This is a genomic window from Paenibacillus chitinolyticus NBRC 15660, assembly GCF_000739915.1.
Lineage (GTDB): Bacteria > Bacillota > Bacilli > Paenibacillales > NBRC-103111 > Paenibacillus_F > Paenibacillus_F chitinolyticus.
The window spans coordinates 72375-86984 of the sequence record NZ_BBJT01000005.1; the positions used below are offsets into that span (position 1 = coordinate 72375).

Below are 14610 nucleotides of genomic sequence, written 5' to 3' on the forward strand. Positions count from 1 at the left end.
TCAATTTTAGCCGTTCAAAGCCCGCGTCCCTTGATTGATTTCCGGTTCGTTCGTTATGCTGTTAGGGTTGTTGCTTATACCTCCGAAGCTGTCGCCCGGCGAAAACGATGCGGCTCCGCCGCTCATTTTGTTGTTGCTTGACATTACGATAAAAGCGGCATTTCCGATTTGAACGTTGGAACTGTTAGAGACACTGTTGATTTTGATATTCCCGATAATTGAACCCACCATCCGAACCCCCTCCAAACCAGACTGACCGTGTTTCATTCTATGTATAAGAGGGCCCAAGTGTCACTTTCCCGCTTTATTCCCTTCCGGATGGAGAGGCGCTTTGGCGGATAGGTTTTTTTTCGCACCAAAAAAGGCGGTCCGAAGACCGCCCTTCTCATCACGTTTGCCGGGAGATACGCAGACACGCGTCCCGTTACCAGTAAGGAACGCTTCCGCTTACTCTTCCTCTTTCGGCTCTGCCTCGTAGCGGCAGACGAATCTTTCCGTGCCGGGGTATTTCTCTCCCAGCGAACTTACCGTAAAGCCGATGCTGCGGTAAAAATCGACGGCGTCCTCGTCCGTCTCCGCCACGATTTCCCGGGGCTTTTTCAGCTGGATCAGCTCCAGGATCTGTCCCCGGCCGTAACCGGCCCCCCTGCACTCCGGATCCACGACCAAGTGGTGGATCGTCAGAGTCCCTTCCGCATCCGTCGAAAAGCCGACCAGCCCGATAAGGTCTCCTTCCGATTCGTATCCGTACAGCTCGCGCCCGGGTGCCTGCCCGTAGAACCTCACCGCTTCTTCCACGGATTCAGGGTCCGGAAACACGGCATAGCCCAGCAGTTCCCTGATTTTTTCCTGATCCGTTTGCGATTTTATTTTTTGAGCATGGAAATCCCTCCATTTGTAGTCCGAATCATTCCATAACATTCTGTGTATAGGGCCTATCCCGTTTACCCGATGTAAGGCAGGAGGTAAATGACAAGCGTGACCGTAAACATTCTGAGTACGGTAGACATAAACACGGCCTGCGAAGAAAACTCCGGCTCGTTGTCGTACTCGACCGCCAGCAGAACACTGCTGAGGGAGGTCGGCACGGCGCAGGACAAGACAAGCGCTTGCGCCATCACGCCATGAAGCCCCAGCAGCCAGACGACGCCCAAACCGATCAGCGGACCCATGCACAGCCGCAGGAAATTCGACCAGAGCACGTCGGAGAACCGGAAGGCCCACTTCATGCCGCCGAGCTGGACACCCAGGGTGAGCAGAGCCGTCGCCATAAAGCCGTCCGCGATATAGTGCAGCGGAATACTAAGCGGCTGGGGCACCGCAATCTGATAATGCCGCAGAACGAAGGCGAGCGGAATCATGTAAATCGTCGGCAGGTAAGCGACCGTTTTCAATATTTCTTTCCAACTGCTCTTATGGGCGTTAACGTTGTAAACACCGAGCGTATTGGGCAGCAGATTCTGCATCATCATCACGATCATCTGCACGGACAAGGTTAACGCATCCCCGACAAATACCATCTGATTGAGCGGAATCGCGTAATTGGCGCTGTTGTAAAAAATGATGCTGTTGCGCATGGCTCCTTTCATTCCGCCCTTGTACCTGCGGATGCGCACGAACAATTCGGTCATCACGGAAATGGCCGTGAAAAACAGCAGGAAGAACAAAAGCACCTGACCGAGAATCGCCACGGATAACTCCGATTCGTACAGCTTGACGAAAACAAGCGCAGGAGCAAATACGTAAAAATTCAACTTCGACAACGTCTTGATATCCAGGCGGAACGCACGGAACATCGCCGCACCGATCAGAATCATTACCGCCAGCGGCACGATATTGTTGAGAAAGATATGTATAAAATAGGTCATGCTTTCATCACTTCTCGTCAGTTAGTCGGGAAAGAAAAATCAGACAACCAAACCTATATATGGTAAAATAGACAAGAACAATCGAAATCGGTTCCCTTATAAGTGAGAAAGGAGGTAAACGAATGAAAAGAATCGTCGTCCTGATCTTTGCCGCTTTTTTCGCTTTTTCCGCCAACGCATCGGCAGCCTATACGGCCGTCTCCCAAGACCTGTACGTCAGCCAGGCCGCGCCGCACAAAGCGAGCATAGGACTGTGGAGCACAACGAACGAGGTCGTCCAGATAACGGTTTATTCGAAGAGCCCGAACGGACAGTTGAGCCCCCTCTACTCCAAAAACGTAGCTATCGGTCCGGCCGTGGCAAGCCCGGTAGAATTTTCCGTAGGTTACTTATCCCCGGGAACGTACGTTATTAAAGGAGAGTTCCCAGGCAGTTACGGCAGCTTGGGTCCCGTCAGTCTTTATCCCTCATTTTAAACAGGCACGTGAAAACGCAGCAACCACTGATCGTTTCTCAGTGGTTGTTTTTTTGTTTTCGCTGTTTTTAGTCGGCCTTAAGCGCTCTTCCCTTTTCATCGAGAAAAAATTTCGCCTTCCGGACGGTATCTTCTTTGACCATAACCACTCTTCTGACCGAAGGGTCGGATTTATCGACTTTCGTTTCCCAGCCGTCCGTATTCACCAGCTCTAAAATCTCGTCCAGGCTCATGGATTTATATCCGTAAAAGCCGCTTAGTCCGGCCCATTCTTTCAAAAGGACCTTAACCCGGTAATCCAACTTGTCCAGCGACTCGCTATCTGCGTTCTTTCTTTTACCCATCTTCATTAACTCCCCTGTGTGCAAATTAAAATCCGTCAATGATGTTCCGACTCTTCACTTTACCACGATCTCGACCCGCGTTCCATCGGGAAGTTTATCTAGCTGATTGCCGATCCAAGATCCGGCCCCCCGGTTGTCCGAAGGTTTGATGTAAGCGATATCCGCTCCCTTGCCGCCTTCCGCGCACATCGCCATCGGCCATTCGTCGCGGTCGTAATTTTTTTTGGTCGCGACACCGGCCAGGGACTGCCTGCGGTTCTCCTCGGCTCCCTTCCGGTCGATCGTGCAGACGGACGAAGCTCCTTTTGCAATCGCGTCTTTGATGTGCTTAGCGGTTTCGGGATACTTGTCGCTCGGGAAATAGATCGTCTGGTCGGCAGAAGTGCTCTTGCCCGTCTCGCCGTCGAACAATCCGAGGCTTTTAGCGACGACCGAGACGAGTACAATCAGCAGAAAAAGAAAAATCGAGGCCGTTTTCTTGTTCTTCTTTCGTTTTTTGTTCATGGTGTCCATCCGTATTCTATGTAGTGGCTATCCTTGCCATTGTATCATACAAACGCGCTTTCCGGACGCAAAAAAACCGCCGCAGGGCTTCGCCCCGCGCGGTTTAATCCCGTCAGCCGCCGCTTATCGGCGGTTGGCTGCGCGGATTCTTTTGAGCTGATTGACGTGGACCGTCTCGTGGATGGCGATAAAATGCGCCCACTGGGCGGCGTTCATTTCAAAACCCGCCGGATGCGGAAACAGAAGATCGTTGGTGTTCCGTTCGGCCAGCTTCGGGATGAGCGCCTTCGTCGCCGCTCGCACTTCATCCAGCATTTGCAGCGCTTCTTCGTAAGATGAGGCGCCCGTAGGCCGGGCCGGGTCCGGAGCCTCGATCTTCCGGCCGATAATTCCGCTGGCTTGCAGAATGCCCATCACGTCCGTCGCCTTCTCGTCCAGCGGCTCGGAAGGTCCGGCCGGCGTTTGGCCCACAACCTGCTTAAGCTGATACAGGATCATTCCTTCCAGCTTCGCCAGATGCTCCACCACTTCGGTCACATTCCAGCCGTCCGGCTTCTCGCGGAGCTGCTTTTCGTCCGGGCCGAACGAATTCAGAACTTCCGTAAGCTGGCGGCGCACATTATCCATATAAGGCACAATATCTTTAAAGGTTACCAAACTAATCCCCTCCGGGTCTCGCGTTGTTCCGCTCGTCTGTATGCTTTTCCTTTTATTGTACCATGCCGCATACCGGAATAAAAAAAGCCGGAGACCGCGGTCAGCGGCTCCGTACTTCAAAGATGGCAAACTTCAGATAATTTCCTTCGTCGACCCCGAGCAGGCGCGGATGATCTTTGCCCGCGGCGCGGAATTCGACCAGCCGGAGTATCTTCCCGGCATCGACGGCGGCCGCATGGACAGTCTCCAGGAACAGCTCCGGCGCCATGTGGTACGAGCAGGAAGCCGTCACCAGATAGCCGCCTTCGTTGACCAGCTTCATCCCGTGCAGGTTAATGTCCTTGTAGCCGCGGCAGGCGCCCTCGACGGCGCTGCGCGTCTTCGCAAAGGCCGGCGGATCGAGAATGACAACGTCCCACGTCCGTCCTTCTCCGACCGGTTTGGAGGTATCGACCTTCGCGCCTTGTCCGGCCAGCGATCTCTGGCGCCGTTCCTCGACTCCCTTCACCTGTCTGCGCAGGTATTCGAAAGCGTCCGCCACGACGAACTCGACCCGGTCTTCGAATCCGTTCAGCTTGACGTTCGTACGGGCGCTCTCCACCGCATGCTCGGAAATGTCCAGGCAGGTCACTTTCTTCGCCCCGTATTTGCACGCATGCAGCGTGAAGCTGCCGGTATGCGAGAAACATTCGAGCACCGTGGCCCCGTCCCAGTACGGAAACGTGACGACTTTGCCGTTCGCGTTAACCGGCAGCCGCTGCATCCGCCCCTCGTGGTCCACCTCACGGACGGCGATGCCGCTTTCGGCTCCCCAGCCCTTCATAAGCGGCTCGGTTGCCGCGCGGTTTTCCCTCTGGTCGAAGAAATAGCCCGTCTTCTGTCCCTGCTCGATATCGACTTCGATATGAAGACCGTTCTCGAGAATGCGGACGTAACGCGGACATTCCCCGTAAAGCGCACCCGTGGTCTGCGTCAGACCCTCCAGCTCTCTCACCGGCACGTCGCTGCGCTCGTAAATGCCCTGCGGCGCGAACACTTCCACCAAAGCCGCCGTAATCGCTTCCCGGCACACATCCATGCCGAGCGTCAAAATCTGCACCACAAGGACGTCCGCAAATTTATCGACGGTAAGCCCGGGCAGAAAATCCGCTTCCCCGTACACGAGACGGTAAGAATCCGAATCGTGCAAAAACCGCGCCCGGTGTCTGGCGCAGCGCCCGAAACGCTCGACAAAAAACTCCTTCGTCATCGCTTCAAGCGGTTTATAACTGACTACCCGTCCGGTAATCTGGGACTTCGGATTGTAGTAAGCCGACGCGAGCGGCTGCCCCGCATGGGTCCGCACTTCCACGACCTGTCCGGGAACGGGCTCGCCTTCCACGCGTTCGATTTCGCTTGCGAAAATCCAGGGATGGCCCTGTTCAAGCCGTTTTTTTCTTTTTTTCTGTAAGACGATTGCTGCCATTGTAAGGCTCCTTCCTCCTGCCAAAACCCCCGTCCTGCCTGGACGGGAAGCACATCAAATCAATCGGGGCGGGCGGGGTGCTTGTCATGCCCTCCGCCGCCCGCTCATATACTGCTAAGACAACCCCGTTCTACGCGGAATATGATTAAAGGAGCAGGACCTATGTGGCTATCACTGGCTCTCCCCCTACTCGCAGGGCTGTCTGTCTTCTTATTCGGGATGAAAATGATGGAGCTGGCCTTAAACCAGCTGGCCGGTCCCCATATATACCGGTTTCTCGAAACCGCCACCCGGACGCCGGCCCACGGCCTCGTCACCGGAACCGCGCTGACGGCGCTGCTCCAAAGCAGCAGCGCCGTCACGGTGATCTCGATCGGCCTGGTCAACGCCGGCGTCCTGACTTTCCCGAGAACGCTCGGCATCATTCTCGGCACGAACATCGGCACGTGCCTGACGACCGAGCTGATCGGGCTGAACCTCGGCGCAGCCGCGCTGCCTCTGCTGCTGGCGTCCAGCGCCGTGTGGCTCGCCAGCTGGATGCCGGGTCCCGGCCGTCGCCAAGCGGGCGCGGGCGGGGCAGCCGTCGCCGGAAACAGGCCCGGGGGCTCCGCTTCCGGCGACGCAAAGACGGGCCCTGCCGGTAGTCCGGCGCCGGCTTTGCGAAGCGGCGGTACCCGGGAGGGACGGCCTGCAGGCTCTGCGCGTACAGACGGAGGCCTCGCAGCCGGTTCTCGCCCGGCCCCGGACCGCGCCTGGCCGCCGGTGCGCTCGGAGACGCCCGGTTCCTCCCACGCGCATGATGTTGTCCGTCCGGATTCGAGGCCGGCCGGCGACCAAGGCCCTGCGCAGGAGCCGCCCGCCGGGCGCGGCTGGCTGCACGCCGTCCGCTATGCCGCGCTGGCCGCGGCCGGCTTCGCCCTCGTGCTGATCGGCATCCGGATCATGCAGAGCATCGGTCCGGCCCTCCAGCATCAGGGCCTGTTCGCCTGGTTTCTCGAGCAGGCCCGGGTCAGCCTGCTGTGGGGCGTCATCGCCGGCGCGGCCGTCGCCGCTCTGATCCACAGCTCCAGCGCGGTCATCGTGATGGCCATGGGCTTTGCGGCAAGCGGGGTCATATCGCCTGAACTCGGCATCGCCGTCACCCTGGGCTCCAACGTCGGGACGTGCGTAACCGCCTGGCTCGCCAGCATCGGGGGCACGCGGGCGGGCGTGTTCGTAGCCTGGTCGCATATTTTGCTCAACGTAGGAGGCACGGTGCTCTTCTTCCCGCTGATCGGCCTGCTTCAAGAGGTCTCGTCCTGGATGAGCGCCGATCCGTCGGCGCAAATCGCCCGCGCCCAGACTCTTTTTAACGTGGCCAGTTCACTGATTGCGCTGCCGTTCTGCTATCTCCCTTTCAGTAGGAAGAAGAACCTGCAGCCCCGGACATGAGAGCGACGCCGGAGCTCATGCCCAGACGCTGCGCTCCGGCTTCTATCATGCTGCGGGCCGTTTCCAGATCGCGGACACCGCCGGAAGCTTTGACACGAACGGCTGCGGATACGGATTGCCGCATGAGACGCACGTGCTCGGCAGTCGCTCCTCCAGGTCCGAATCCGGTAGAAGTTTTCACGAAAGCGGCGCCGGCTTCTTCGGCAAGACGGCAGGCAAGTACAATCTGCTCGTCGCTCAGAAATCCCGTCTCCAGAATCACCTTCACGATCGCCCGGCCTTTCACGGCATCCACGACTTGCCGGATATCGCCCCTCACCGCTTCGGCGTTTCCTTCCAGAAGGCTGCCCACCGCCAGAACCATATCAATCTCTTCCGCTCCGGACTCCGCCGCTTTTGCCGCTTCGAAAGCTTTGACCTCCGGCAAAGACGCGCCGAGAGGAAAACCGACAACCGCGCATACTTTCACCGCGGTGCCCTGAAGCTCCTCTCTGCACAGGGGCACCCATCCGCTGTTCACACACACGCTGTAGAAGCCGAACTCCTTCGCTTCTCCGCAAAGCTTACGGATAGCGCTGCTCTGCGCTTCCGGCTTTAAGAGCGTATGATCGATATAAGACGCCAGATCGCTAATCCCTGTCATACGAGCTTCACCTCGTATCCGAGTTTTTGCAAAGCCGCAAGCACAACCCCGTCGTTGTTATCGTATCCCGATTCCGCCTGCTTCTTCCAAGCGGTTTCCGGACTCATCCATTCCACTCCGCTGATTTCTTCTATTTGAGCCTGCAGATCGCCGCCGACCGCTTCCACCAGATAATAATGAACTTCCTTCTCCACGGTGCCATGCTCCGGATGCTCGTAACGGTACGAGATCACATCCAGCGGTTCCACGATCCGGCCCGCAATGCCCGTCTCCTCCGCGATTTCCCGCAGCGCCGTCTCCTCTATCGTTTCGCCCGGCTCCATCTTTCCTTTGGGCAGCGTCATTTTCCCGAAACGGTCCTGAATCAGCTGCACCTCCGTGCGTTCCTCCTGTTTGCGGAACACTACGCCGCCTCCCGAAATCTCCTTCATCGGAACCATCCTTTCCAGCCTCCGGCCTGTGCCGGGGTCATTCTTTACATTCTAACGAATAAACAGGGAGACAAGCAACGGAAAGAAGGCGGCTGCGCTTCTTTTTTTGTGCGAGATTTCGAGGCTTTCCGGTTAGTGGAAAATTTAGAGACTTTCTTTAGATAAGATGCTTTTAAAATTATGTTTATAAAATCTTAATCTGGAATATATTGCTTAAAAATATTTTATTTTGTTTAATTATATATGGGTATGTTGCCCAAATTTAGATTTTACAGGAGGTAACTTATGTTAGGTAAAAAATCAATGATCGCAGTCACATGTACGGGCCTCATGTTCTCTTCCCTGATGATAGCCAACTCCGCATCCGCAACCGAGACGTGTGGAGGGTATTTGTCCAATATGACGGACCCTCTCGCAATCAGAATGGAAAACGGAGAGAAAGTAATCTGGGACAATGTAGACCCCGTCCTGATTCAAAAACGGGACAAGTACGTCAGCCTGCTGAAGCAGAAAAACTGGACGATCACCTTCAACTCGGCTTACCGTCCGTACCAGTATCAGCGGCATTTGTATGAAATCGTACAGAATGCTTCCAAATCGTCCTGCGTGGCGGCGGAAAAAGCGGCGCACGGACTCGGCACGGAAGTCGCGAAGCCCAGCAATACCGCTCCGCACACTCGCGGCATCGCATTCGACGCCATCGTAAAGGACTCGGCGGGCAACGCCCTGAACGGCAGAACGTTCGTCAACAGCCAGCTGAAAGACGTGGCGGCGCAGGCCGGCCTCAGCTTCCCGCTTCCGACGACCGACGGCGTTCACCATATTGTTGCCGGCGGCTCCACGACACCGGACGACGGCGTGCTGAGGCTCGGAGACCAAGGTCCGGAAGTAACGGAACTGCAGCAGCAGCTTAACAAAGTCGGCTACACGGTCTCCACGGACGGCATCTTCGGCAGCGGCACGGATACCGCGGTGAAACAGTTCCAGTCCGCGCACGCCCTGGTTTCCGACGGAATCGTAGGCGTAGCAACCAACGCCAAGCTGGACACGCTTTCCACCACCACGACCGTCCTCCGCTCGGGCAGCTCCGGCGACGAAGTGAAAGTTCTTCAGCGTCTGTTGACCAAAAAAGGATACACGGTCACGGCCGACGGAATTTTCGGCAGCGGAACGGATACGGCCGTGAAGAAATTCCAGACGGCTAACTCGCTTACTTCGGACGGAATCGTCGGTTCCGCTACCTGGTCTAAATTAAGACAGTAATTTTCGGACTCATATGATTCCTATTTATTTATAAAAAAAGCCCGCTCCCTATAAAGGTGAGCGGGCTTTTCCAAGTTTGCCGTTCTTCTTAAGCTCCCCGGTGTTCGTTCTCGTTTTCCGGCAAGCTTTTCGTGCGGGTCCGAACCGGGACGCACGCGTCCCTTCCCCGTCTCCGCCCAAGCACCCGCCGGTTCAGTTGCCGACCGCTGCACCTTCACCGGCCGGCGATGACGAAGGAACGGGGCTCTGCCGGGAGGCGCTCACCCCGGCCCCCACAGCGCCTCCCTCCTCCTGCTTCGCCGCCGGAGGCTTCGAAGTCGGTTGCGTGGAGGCCGTAGGCGCAGTCTCGCCCTTCGGCGGCTTTACTCCCGGCGATGGCGGCGGGGTCGCCTCCCCGGAAGGCTTCTCTGTGCCTTCCGGCGGCTCTTTGCCCGCGACGGGAGGCTTCACGCTTCCCGTCCCGTCCTTAGGCGGCGGGCTTCCGGTGCCCGCCGCCGGGGTCTCTTTCCCTCCGGGAGCGGTGTCCGTCCCATCCGCCGGCGTTTGCGACGGCGGCGATGGCGGCGGAGTCGCGGGTGTTTCCCCGGCCGTAGAATCCTCCGTCCGCGTGCGGCTTCCGCTTCGGCGCTCTCCGGAATCGACGGCGGCGTAGGCTTTGCCGTTCTCCCCGTTGATCCGCTGGATTTTTCCTCCGGCAAGGCGGTAGCCTCGGGGAGCTTTGAATGCGGTGACCGGCTGTCCCTTGAGCGCCTGACTCATGATTTTCTGGAAAATGGCGGCCGGAAGCTTATCGCCGCCTGTCGTCAGGTAATGCTCGCGGTTCGTCACCGGGTAACCGACCCACACGGCCGTCACCAGTTCCGGCGTATAGCCGACAAACCACGCATCCTTGGAGCCATCGATAACGCCCCCGGATGAAGTGCGGAACTCGGCCACATCGGGAAGCTGCGTCGTTCCCGTTTTGCCCGCCACATCGCGGTTAAGCCTTGCGTTGCGGCCCGATCCCTCCGTGATAACCTTCTGGAGCATCTCCGACATCGTGTAGGCCGTATCGCCATCGATCACCCGCTCCGTTTTCGTTTGCTGCTCCAGGATGACGTTGCCGTTTCGGTCTTTCACCTGCGTGACCGCGTAAGCGTGAGCCAGGCTGCCGCCATTCGCATACATCGTGTAAGCTTGCGCCATGACTAGCGGGGAAGTGCCGTATTTCATGCCGCCAAGGGCAAGGCCGTAAACCCGGTCGTCATCTTCCAGCGGAAGACCCGCTTTGCGTCCGAAGGCCAGCGCCTTCTCGACGCCCACTTCCTTCATCATCGCCACGGCGGGCACATTATAGGACTGGGCCAGCGCTTCCTCCATCGTCACCCAGCCGTGGAACCGATGGCCGTAATTGTTCGGCTTGTAGCCTCCGGCGAATTCCGTTTCCACATCGTTGATCAGATCGCCGGGCTTGAAGCCGGCCAGCAGCGCCGGCGTGTACACGACCACGGGCTTGATCGTCGAGCCCGGCTGGCGCTGTAGCTGCGACGCGTAATTAAACGCACGGAACTCCTTCGTTTCGCTGCGGGAGCCGACCAGGCCTTTCACCGCGCCGGTCTTCGCATCCAGGACGACGACGGAACTCTGCAGCCCGCCTTTGTCCCCGGGGAAGTTTTTCTTGTCCCGGTAGACGGTTTCCGCCGCATCCTGGACTTTCGGGTCCAGGTTCGTGTAAATTTCCAGCCCCGCCGATAAAATTTCCTGCTCGGACATTTTCGTTTTATCCAGCGTCTCCTGAATGACATAATCCACGTAAGTGGGGTACTTGTTGCTTGCCGAAAGAGACGTATTCTCCGTTAGCTTAATGGGTTCGTTCTGGGCAAGGTCGCGTTCCGCGGCCGTAATTTTCCCTTGCGACGCCATCATGCCGAGCACGAGGTCCCGGCGCTCTTTCGCTTTATCGGGATTGTTAAGCGGAGAATACGCATTCGGCGACTTGGGCAGCCCCGCAAGCAGCGCCGCCTCCGCCAGCGTAAGCTCCTGTGTCCTTTTGCCGAAATAGATCTGCGAAGCCCGCTCGATCCCCCAGGCGCCGCGCCCGTAGTAAATATAATTGAGATACAGCTCCAGAATCTGCTCTTTGCCGTAATTGTTTTCGATTTTAAGCGCGGCCACCGCTTCATTGATTTTGCGCTCAAGCGTCTGCTCCGAGCTGAAAAGCTTCACTTTGGCAAGCTGCTGGGTAATCGTACTCCCTCCCTGCACAACCTCCCCGTTTTTCACATTTGTAAACAACGCGCGGCTCAGCCCCTTGTAATCAATCCCGTCATGTTCGTAAAACCGGGAATCCTCCACCGCAACAATCGCATTCGTAAGCACTTTCGGAAACGCCGAATACGGAACATATTCCATTCTGGAATTGGTCAGCTCCGTGATCAGCTCCTTGTTCACATCGTAAATCCGCAGCGGCATCGGCGGCTCCTGCGCCAGCTTCGAAAGATCCGTCTGCCGGTACATCTCGATTCCCGTCTTCGCTGCCCACGCTCCTGCACCAAGTACAACGACTAATGCTCCCAGAACGACAAAACCGGCGATTTTACGCGCTGTTCTCTTCTTCTTCGATGTCGTTCGATCTTTTTTTCCGGGCTTATCCGTCTGCTCGGTGTCGGCCATGCGTCCCCCTCCATCCAGCTGTGTATGTAACATGTCTGCTACCTATTACCACCGGGAAAACAGGTTTTAAACACACGGCGCGTTTTTGCCCATGAAAAAACGGACCTCCGCCTCTATAGGCAGCCGATCCGCAGCTTCTTTTTTCTCTATTTTCCTATCCGATAAAAAAGTGTGCGGCCGCTCTCCGGAAACTTGCGCAGCCAACCCGTTTTGGCGCGCCTTGCGCTCCGCCTGCCGCTTATTTTCCTGCCGCAGCCTGTTTCAGCGCCTGCTCGATGAAAGAATTATCCACCACCTTGGTCACGTCGATTTTCTGCTTGATCGCGTCCTGCAAGAGCATAAAATCCGCTGTCGACTGCTGAGCCTCCACAAATTCCGGCGTAATGACCGCGTTCAGCGCTTCGAGATTGCTCAGCACTTTCCGCACGATCTCGGGGTCCAGCTTTTTGGCCTTGGCCAAGATGCCGACCGCCTCCTCCCGATGTTCCGTCAGCCACAGCCTGGCTTCCTCGTACGTTTTCAGGAAAAGCACCGTCAACTCCGGGTGTTCCCGGGTAAACTCGCTTCGCGCAACGATAAAGCCCGGCCCGAGCAGATCGAGCTGCTTTCCGTCCGCCAGTACCGATGCGCCTCCCGTCACGACTTCGCTCGTTATAAACGGCTCCCAGACCGCCCAGGCATCCACCGCCCCCGTCTGGAATGCGGGCCTCGCCTCATCCGGCTGTAACTGGACGATTTTGATGTCGTCGGGCTTTAAACCGGCTTGGACGATTGCCCTGTACAGAAAAATCCAGCCGCTGCTGCCTTTGGCCACGGCGATTTTTTTGCCTTTGAGATCCCGCACCGTTTGGAGCGGACTGCCTTTCGGAACGAGAATCGCGTTCCCTTTCTTCCCGTCGCCGCTTACGGCGATTTCTTTAAACTCCACCTTGCCTGCCTGGGCGGCAATGACAGGCCCGTTTCCGACGATCCCGAAGTCGAGCCGTCCGGCCGTAATGGACTCGAAATGGGGAGGACCGCTCTGAAACTCCTGCCACTTGACCTCCGCCCCCGCTTTCGCGAATGCTTCCTCGAACCATTTCTTCTCCCGGGCGATCAGCAGCGGTCCCAGGCTCTGCTGGATTCCGATGCTCACCGTCACTTTGTCTTTCCCGCTTTGTCCGGCGGGGGCCGCCCCTTCCGTTATAGCTTGCTCCCCTCTGCCGATGCAGCCCGAAAGCAGCAGAGTCATCAGGAGCGCAAAAGGTATCGCCCGCCAGTAACCACGTCTTCTCTCATCCGCCGCCGGAACCGTTTCATGTGCAGCTTTCATTCTTTCTCCCCTTTCGTTCCGGTTCGAGTCTCTTGTGCGGCCACCCCGAGTCAGCCTACGCCTCAATCTTCTCCCCATGCCCTGAAAAAGCAAGGTCCACTGCGGCTCCGCGCTCCGCCAGCTTTCTTTTGAAAACCGGCAGCAGCAAATCTCCCGTAATCCGGGCTTCTTCCAGATTCGGATATCCCGAAAGAATAAACGAAGAAATGCCGATAGCCGTAAATTCCAGCAGCCGGTCCGCCACCTGCTCGGCGCTGCCGACGAACGTCATGGCGCCGCCCCCGCGCACGATGGAAATGCCCGCCCACAAATTCGGGCCGATCACATATCCGTTTGCCCGGGAGCTTTCTCGCAGCGAGTTCTGTCTCTGCTGATTGGTCGCATCCGTTTCCTTAAAACGGTGGCTGGACCATTCGATCGCGCTGTCGTCCACTTTGGAAATAATCTCCCACGCGTCTTTCCAGGCTTCCTCCTCCGTTTCACGGACGACCACCTGCGCACGCAGCCCGTAGCGGAGCTCGCGCTCTTTCCCGGTGGACGCCTTCACTTCGGCCCGGATCTCCTCCACTTCCCGGATCTGCTCCCGTATCCAGGCAAGCGGCTCCGCCCACATCAGGTAGACGTCCGAGGTTTCGACGGCCGTCCGCTTCCCGGCTTCGGAGCTGCCCCCGAAATAAAGAGGGGGATAAGGCTTTTGCACGGGCAGAGGCAGTGCCGCTCCTCCTTCGAGCCGGTAATACTTCCCGCTGAATTCGACCTTCTCCGAATCGCCGTACTTGTACCCGCCGCCGGCGAGAAATTTCTCCCCGCCATCGTTCGAACGCGTCCACACGCTGCGGACGATATGCAGAAATTCCCGGGTGCGCACATACCGCTCGTCATGATCGCCGGCGAGCGGATCTCCCGCAGCCGACAAGTCGGACGGAGATCCGCCCGTTACGACGTTGATCAGAGCCCGGCCGCCGGACAGGACGTCGAGCGTGGCGGCCATTCTGGCGGCAAGCACGGGCGCGATCAGCCCCGGCCTCATTGCCACCAGAGGCTTGAGCGTCTTCGTATGCGAAGCGACGATGGAGCCGACAATCCAGGCATCCAGGCACGATCCGCCTGTGGGAATAAGGGCGAACGTAAAGCCCGCTTCCTCCGCCGTTTGCGCCACTTGAATCATATAGTCGGCGGATGATTCCCTTTCCGGCTCGACTCCGATATATTTGCCGTCACCCGTGGTCGGAATAAACCAGCCGAATTCCACTTCCGAAACTGCGTTTCCCATGCTCCCACGCTCCTTCATGTTCGTATTTCACACACCGAATATTAAACTTTTCACATGTTTTTAGTCGGATTAAAAAGTATGCATAGCCACTAGACAACCTTCCTCATTCACACCCCCCATCCTTAAAAAACGCCGCCTCTTCTTCCCGCGGCCCGTACGCTTCACTCCTTTTGGCTACGCAAAAAAGCCGGAAACAATAAGCTCTCGCTTATGTCTCCGGCTGTCCGGTAGATGGAAATCAATGGAATTGTACCCCATCTTAACACCGTGCCCAGGGTCTGTCAACCCGCTA

15 protein-coding genes are annotated in these 14610 nt (G+C 57.4%); 3 read left to right on the forward strand and 12 right to left on the reverse strand.

What is annotated here, in order from left to right:
• Positions 1 to 6 precede the first annotated feature (6 nt).
• The 3 genes from PCH01S_RS13560 to PCH01S_RS13570 all read right to left on the reverse strand — a co-directional run bounded on the left by PCH01S_RS13560 (position 7) and on the right by PCH01S_RS13570 (position 1868).
• On the reverse strand, positions 7 to 231 hold the full coding sequence (locus PCH01S_RS13560; RefSeq protein WP_042230104.1) for a spore germination protein: 225 nt from the start codon (positions 229 to 231) through the stop codon (positions 7 to 9).
• 216 nt (positions 232 to 447) lie between these two features.
• Positions 448 to 921, reverse strand: a complete 474-nt coding sequence (locus PCH01S_RS13565) for a GNAT family N-acetyltransferase (protein ID WP_042230106.1) — start codon at positions 919 to 921, stop codon at positions 448 to 450.
• Positions 922 to 944: 23 nt separating this feature from the next.
• Positions 945 to 1868: an AEC family transporter gene (locus tag PCH01S_RS13570; RefSeq protein WP_042230108.1), complete on the reverse strand. Its 924-nt coding sequence runs from the start codon at positions 1866 to 1868 to the stop codon at positions 945 to 947.
• A gap of 122 nt (positions 1869 to 1990) precedes the next feature.
• On the opposite strand from PCH01S_RS13570, the gene PCH01S_RS13575 reads away from it, so the two are divergent.
• On the forward strand, positions 1991 to 2344 hold the full coding sequence (locus PCH01S_RS13575) for a hypothetical protein (RefSeq protein ID WP_042230110.1): 354 nt from the start codon (positions 1991 to 1993) through the stop codon (positions 2342 to 2344).
• 67 nt (positions 2345 to 2411) lie between these two features.
• Here PCH01S_RS13575 and PCH01S_RS13580 read toward each other — a convergent pair whose 3' ends face one another.
• The 4 genes from PCH01S_RS13580 to PCH01S_RS13595 form a co-directional block, all read right to left on the reverse strand.
• Positions 2412 to 2687, reverse strand: coding sequence for a hypothetical protein (locus PCH01S_RS13580; protein WP_042230113.1), 276 nt, complete (start codon positions 2685 to 2687; stop codon positions 2412 to 2414).
• A 54-nt stretch (positions 2688 to 2741) separates the two neighbouring features.
• A complete protein-coding gene (locus PCH01S_RS13585; protein WP_129112529.1) occupies positions 2742 to 3191 on the reverse strand; it encodes a NucA/NucB deoxyribonuclease domain-containing protein in 450 nt (149 codons plus the stop codon).
• 123 nt (positions 3192 to 3314) lie between these two features.
• Positions 3315 to 3848, reverse strand: coding sequence for a DinB family protein (locus tag PCH01S_RS13590; RefSeq protein WP_042230117.1), 534 nt, complete (start codon positions 3846 to 3848; stop codon positions 3315 to 3317).
• 100 nt (positions 3849 to 3948) lie between these two features.
• Positions 3949 to 5313 carry a class I SAM-dependent rRNA methyltransferase gene (locus tag PCH01S_RS13595; RefSeq protein ID WP_042230119.1) on the reverse strand — a complete coding sequence of 455 codons (1365 nt, stop codon included), beginning with the start codon at positions 5311 to 5313 and terminating at the stop codon, positions 3949 to 3951.
• Positions 5314 to 5475: 162 nt separating this feature from the next.
• Here PCH01S_RS13595 and PCH01S_RS13600 point away from each other — a divergent pair, with 162 nt between their 5' ends.
• Positions 5476 to 6744 carry a Na/Pi cotransporter family protein gene (locus PCH01S_RS13600; RefSeq protein ID WP_042230121.1) on the forward strand — a complete coding sequence of 423 codons (1269 nt, stop codon included), beginning with the start codon at positions 5476 to 5478 and terminating at the stop codon, positions 6742 to 6744.
• On the opposite strand, the gene deoC is transcribed toward PCH01S_RS13600, so the two are convergent.
• Both deoC and PCH01S_RS13610 read right to left on the reverse strand, forming a co-directional pair.
• Positions 6710 to 7387, reverse strand: coding sequence for a deoxyribose-phosphate aldolase (gene deoC / locus PCH01S_RS13605; protein WP_042230124.1), 678 nt, complete (start codon positions 7385 to 7387; stop codon positions 6710 to 6712). The two genes, PCH01S_RS13600 and deoC, sit on opposite strands and share 35 nt — an antisense overlap.
• Positions 7384 to 7827, reverse strand: a complete 444-nt coding sequence (locus tag PCH01S_RS13610) for an NUDIX hydrolase (RefSeq protein ID WP_042230126.1) — start codon at positions 7825 to 7827, stop codon at positions 7384 to 7386. Before PCH01S_RS13610 ends, deoC begins: the two co-directional genes overlap by 4 nt.
• Positions 7828 to 8103: 276 nt before the next feature.
• Between PCH01S_RS13610 and PCH01S_RS13615 the strand changes: the two genes are divergently transcribed.
• Positions 8104 to 9081 (forward strand): peptidoglycan-binding protein, encoded by a 978-nt coding sequence (locus tag PCH01S_RS13615; RefSeq protein WP_042230129.1) that lies wholly within the window; start codon positions 8104 to 8106, stop codon positions 9079 to 9081.
• Positions 9082 to 9273: 192 nt separating this feature from the next.
• Here the strand turns inward: PCH01S_RS13615 and PCH01S_RS13620 are convergent, their stop codons facing one another.
• The 3 genes from PCH01S_RS13620 to PCH01S_RS13630 all read right to left on the reverse strand — a co-directional run bounded on the left by PCH01S_RS13620 (position 9274) and on the right by PCH01S_RS13630 (position 14318).
• Positions 9274 to 11733 (reverse strand): transglycosylase domain-containing protein, encoded by a 2460-nt coding sequence (locus tag PCH01S_RS13620; RefSeq protein ID WP_042230131.1) that lies wholly within the window; start codon positions 11731 to 11733, stop codon positions 9274 to 9276.
• Positions 11734 to 11971: 238 nt separating this feature from the next.
• The gene (locus PCH01S_RS13625) at positions 11972 to 13045 is read right to left on the reverse strand and encodes an aliphatic sulfonate ABC transporter substrate-binding protein (protein WP_084706597.1); all 1074 of its coding nucleotides are present in this window, start codon (positions 13043 to 13045) and stop codon (positions 11972 to 11974) included.
• A gap of 55 nt (positions 13046 to 13100) precedes the next feature.
• Positions 13101 to 14318: an LLM class flavin-dependent oxidoreductase gene (locus PCH01S_RS13630; RefSeq protein ID WP_042230132.1), complete on the reverse strand. Its 1218-nt coding sequence runs from the start codon at positions 14316 to 14318 to the stop codon at positions 13101 to 13103.
• Positions 14319 to 14610 lie beyond the last annotated feature (292 nt).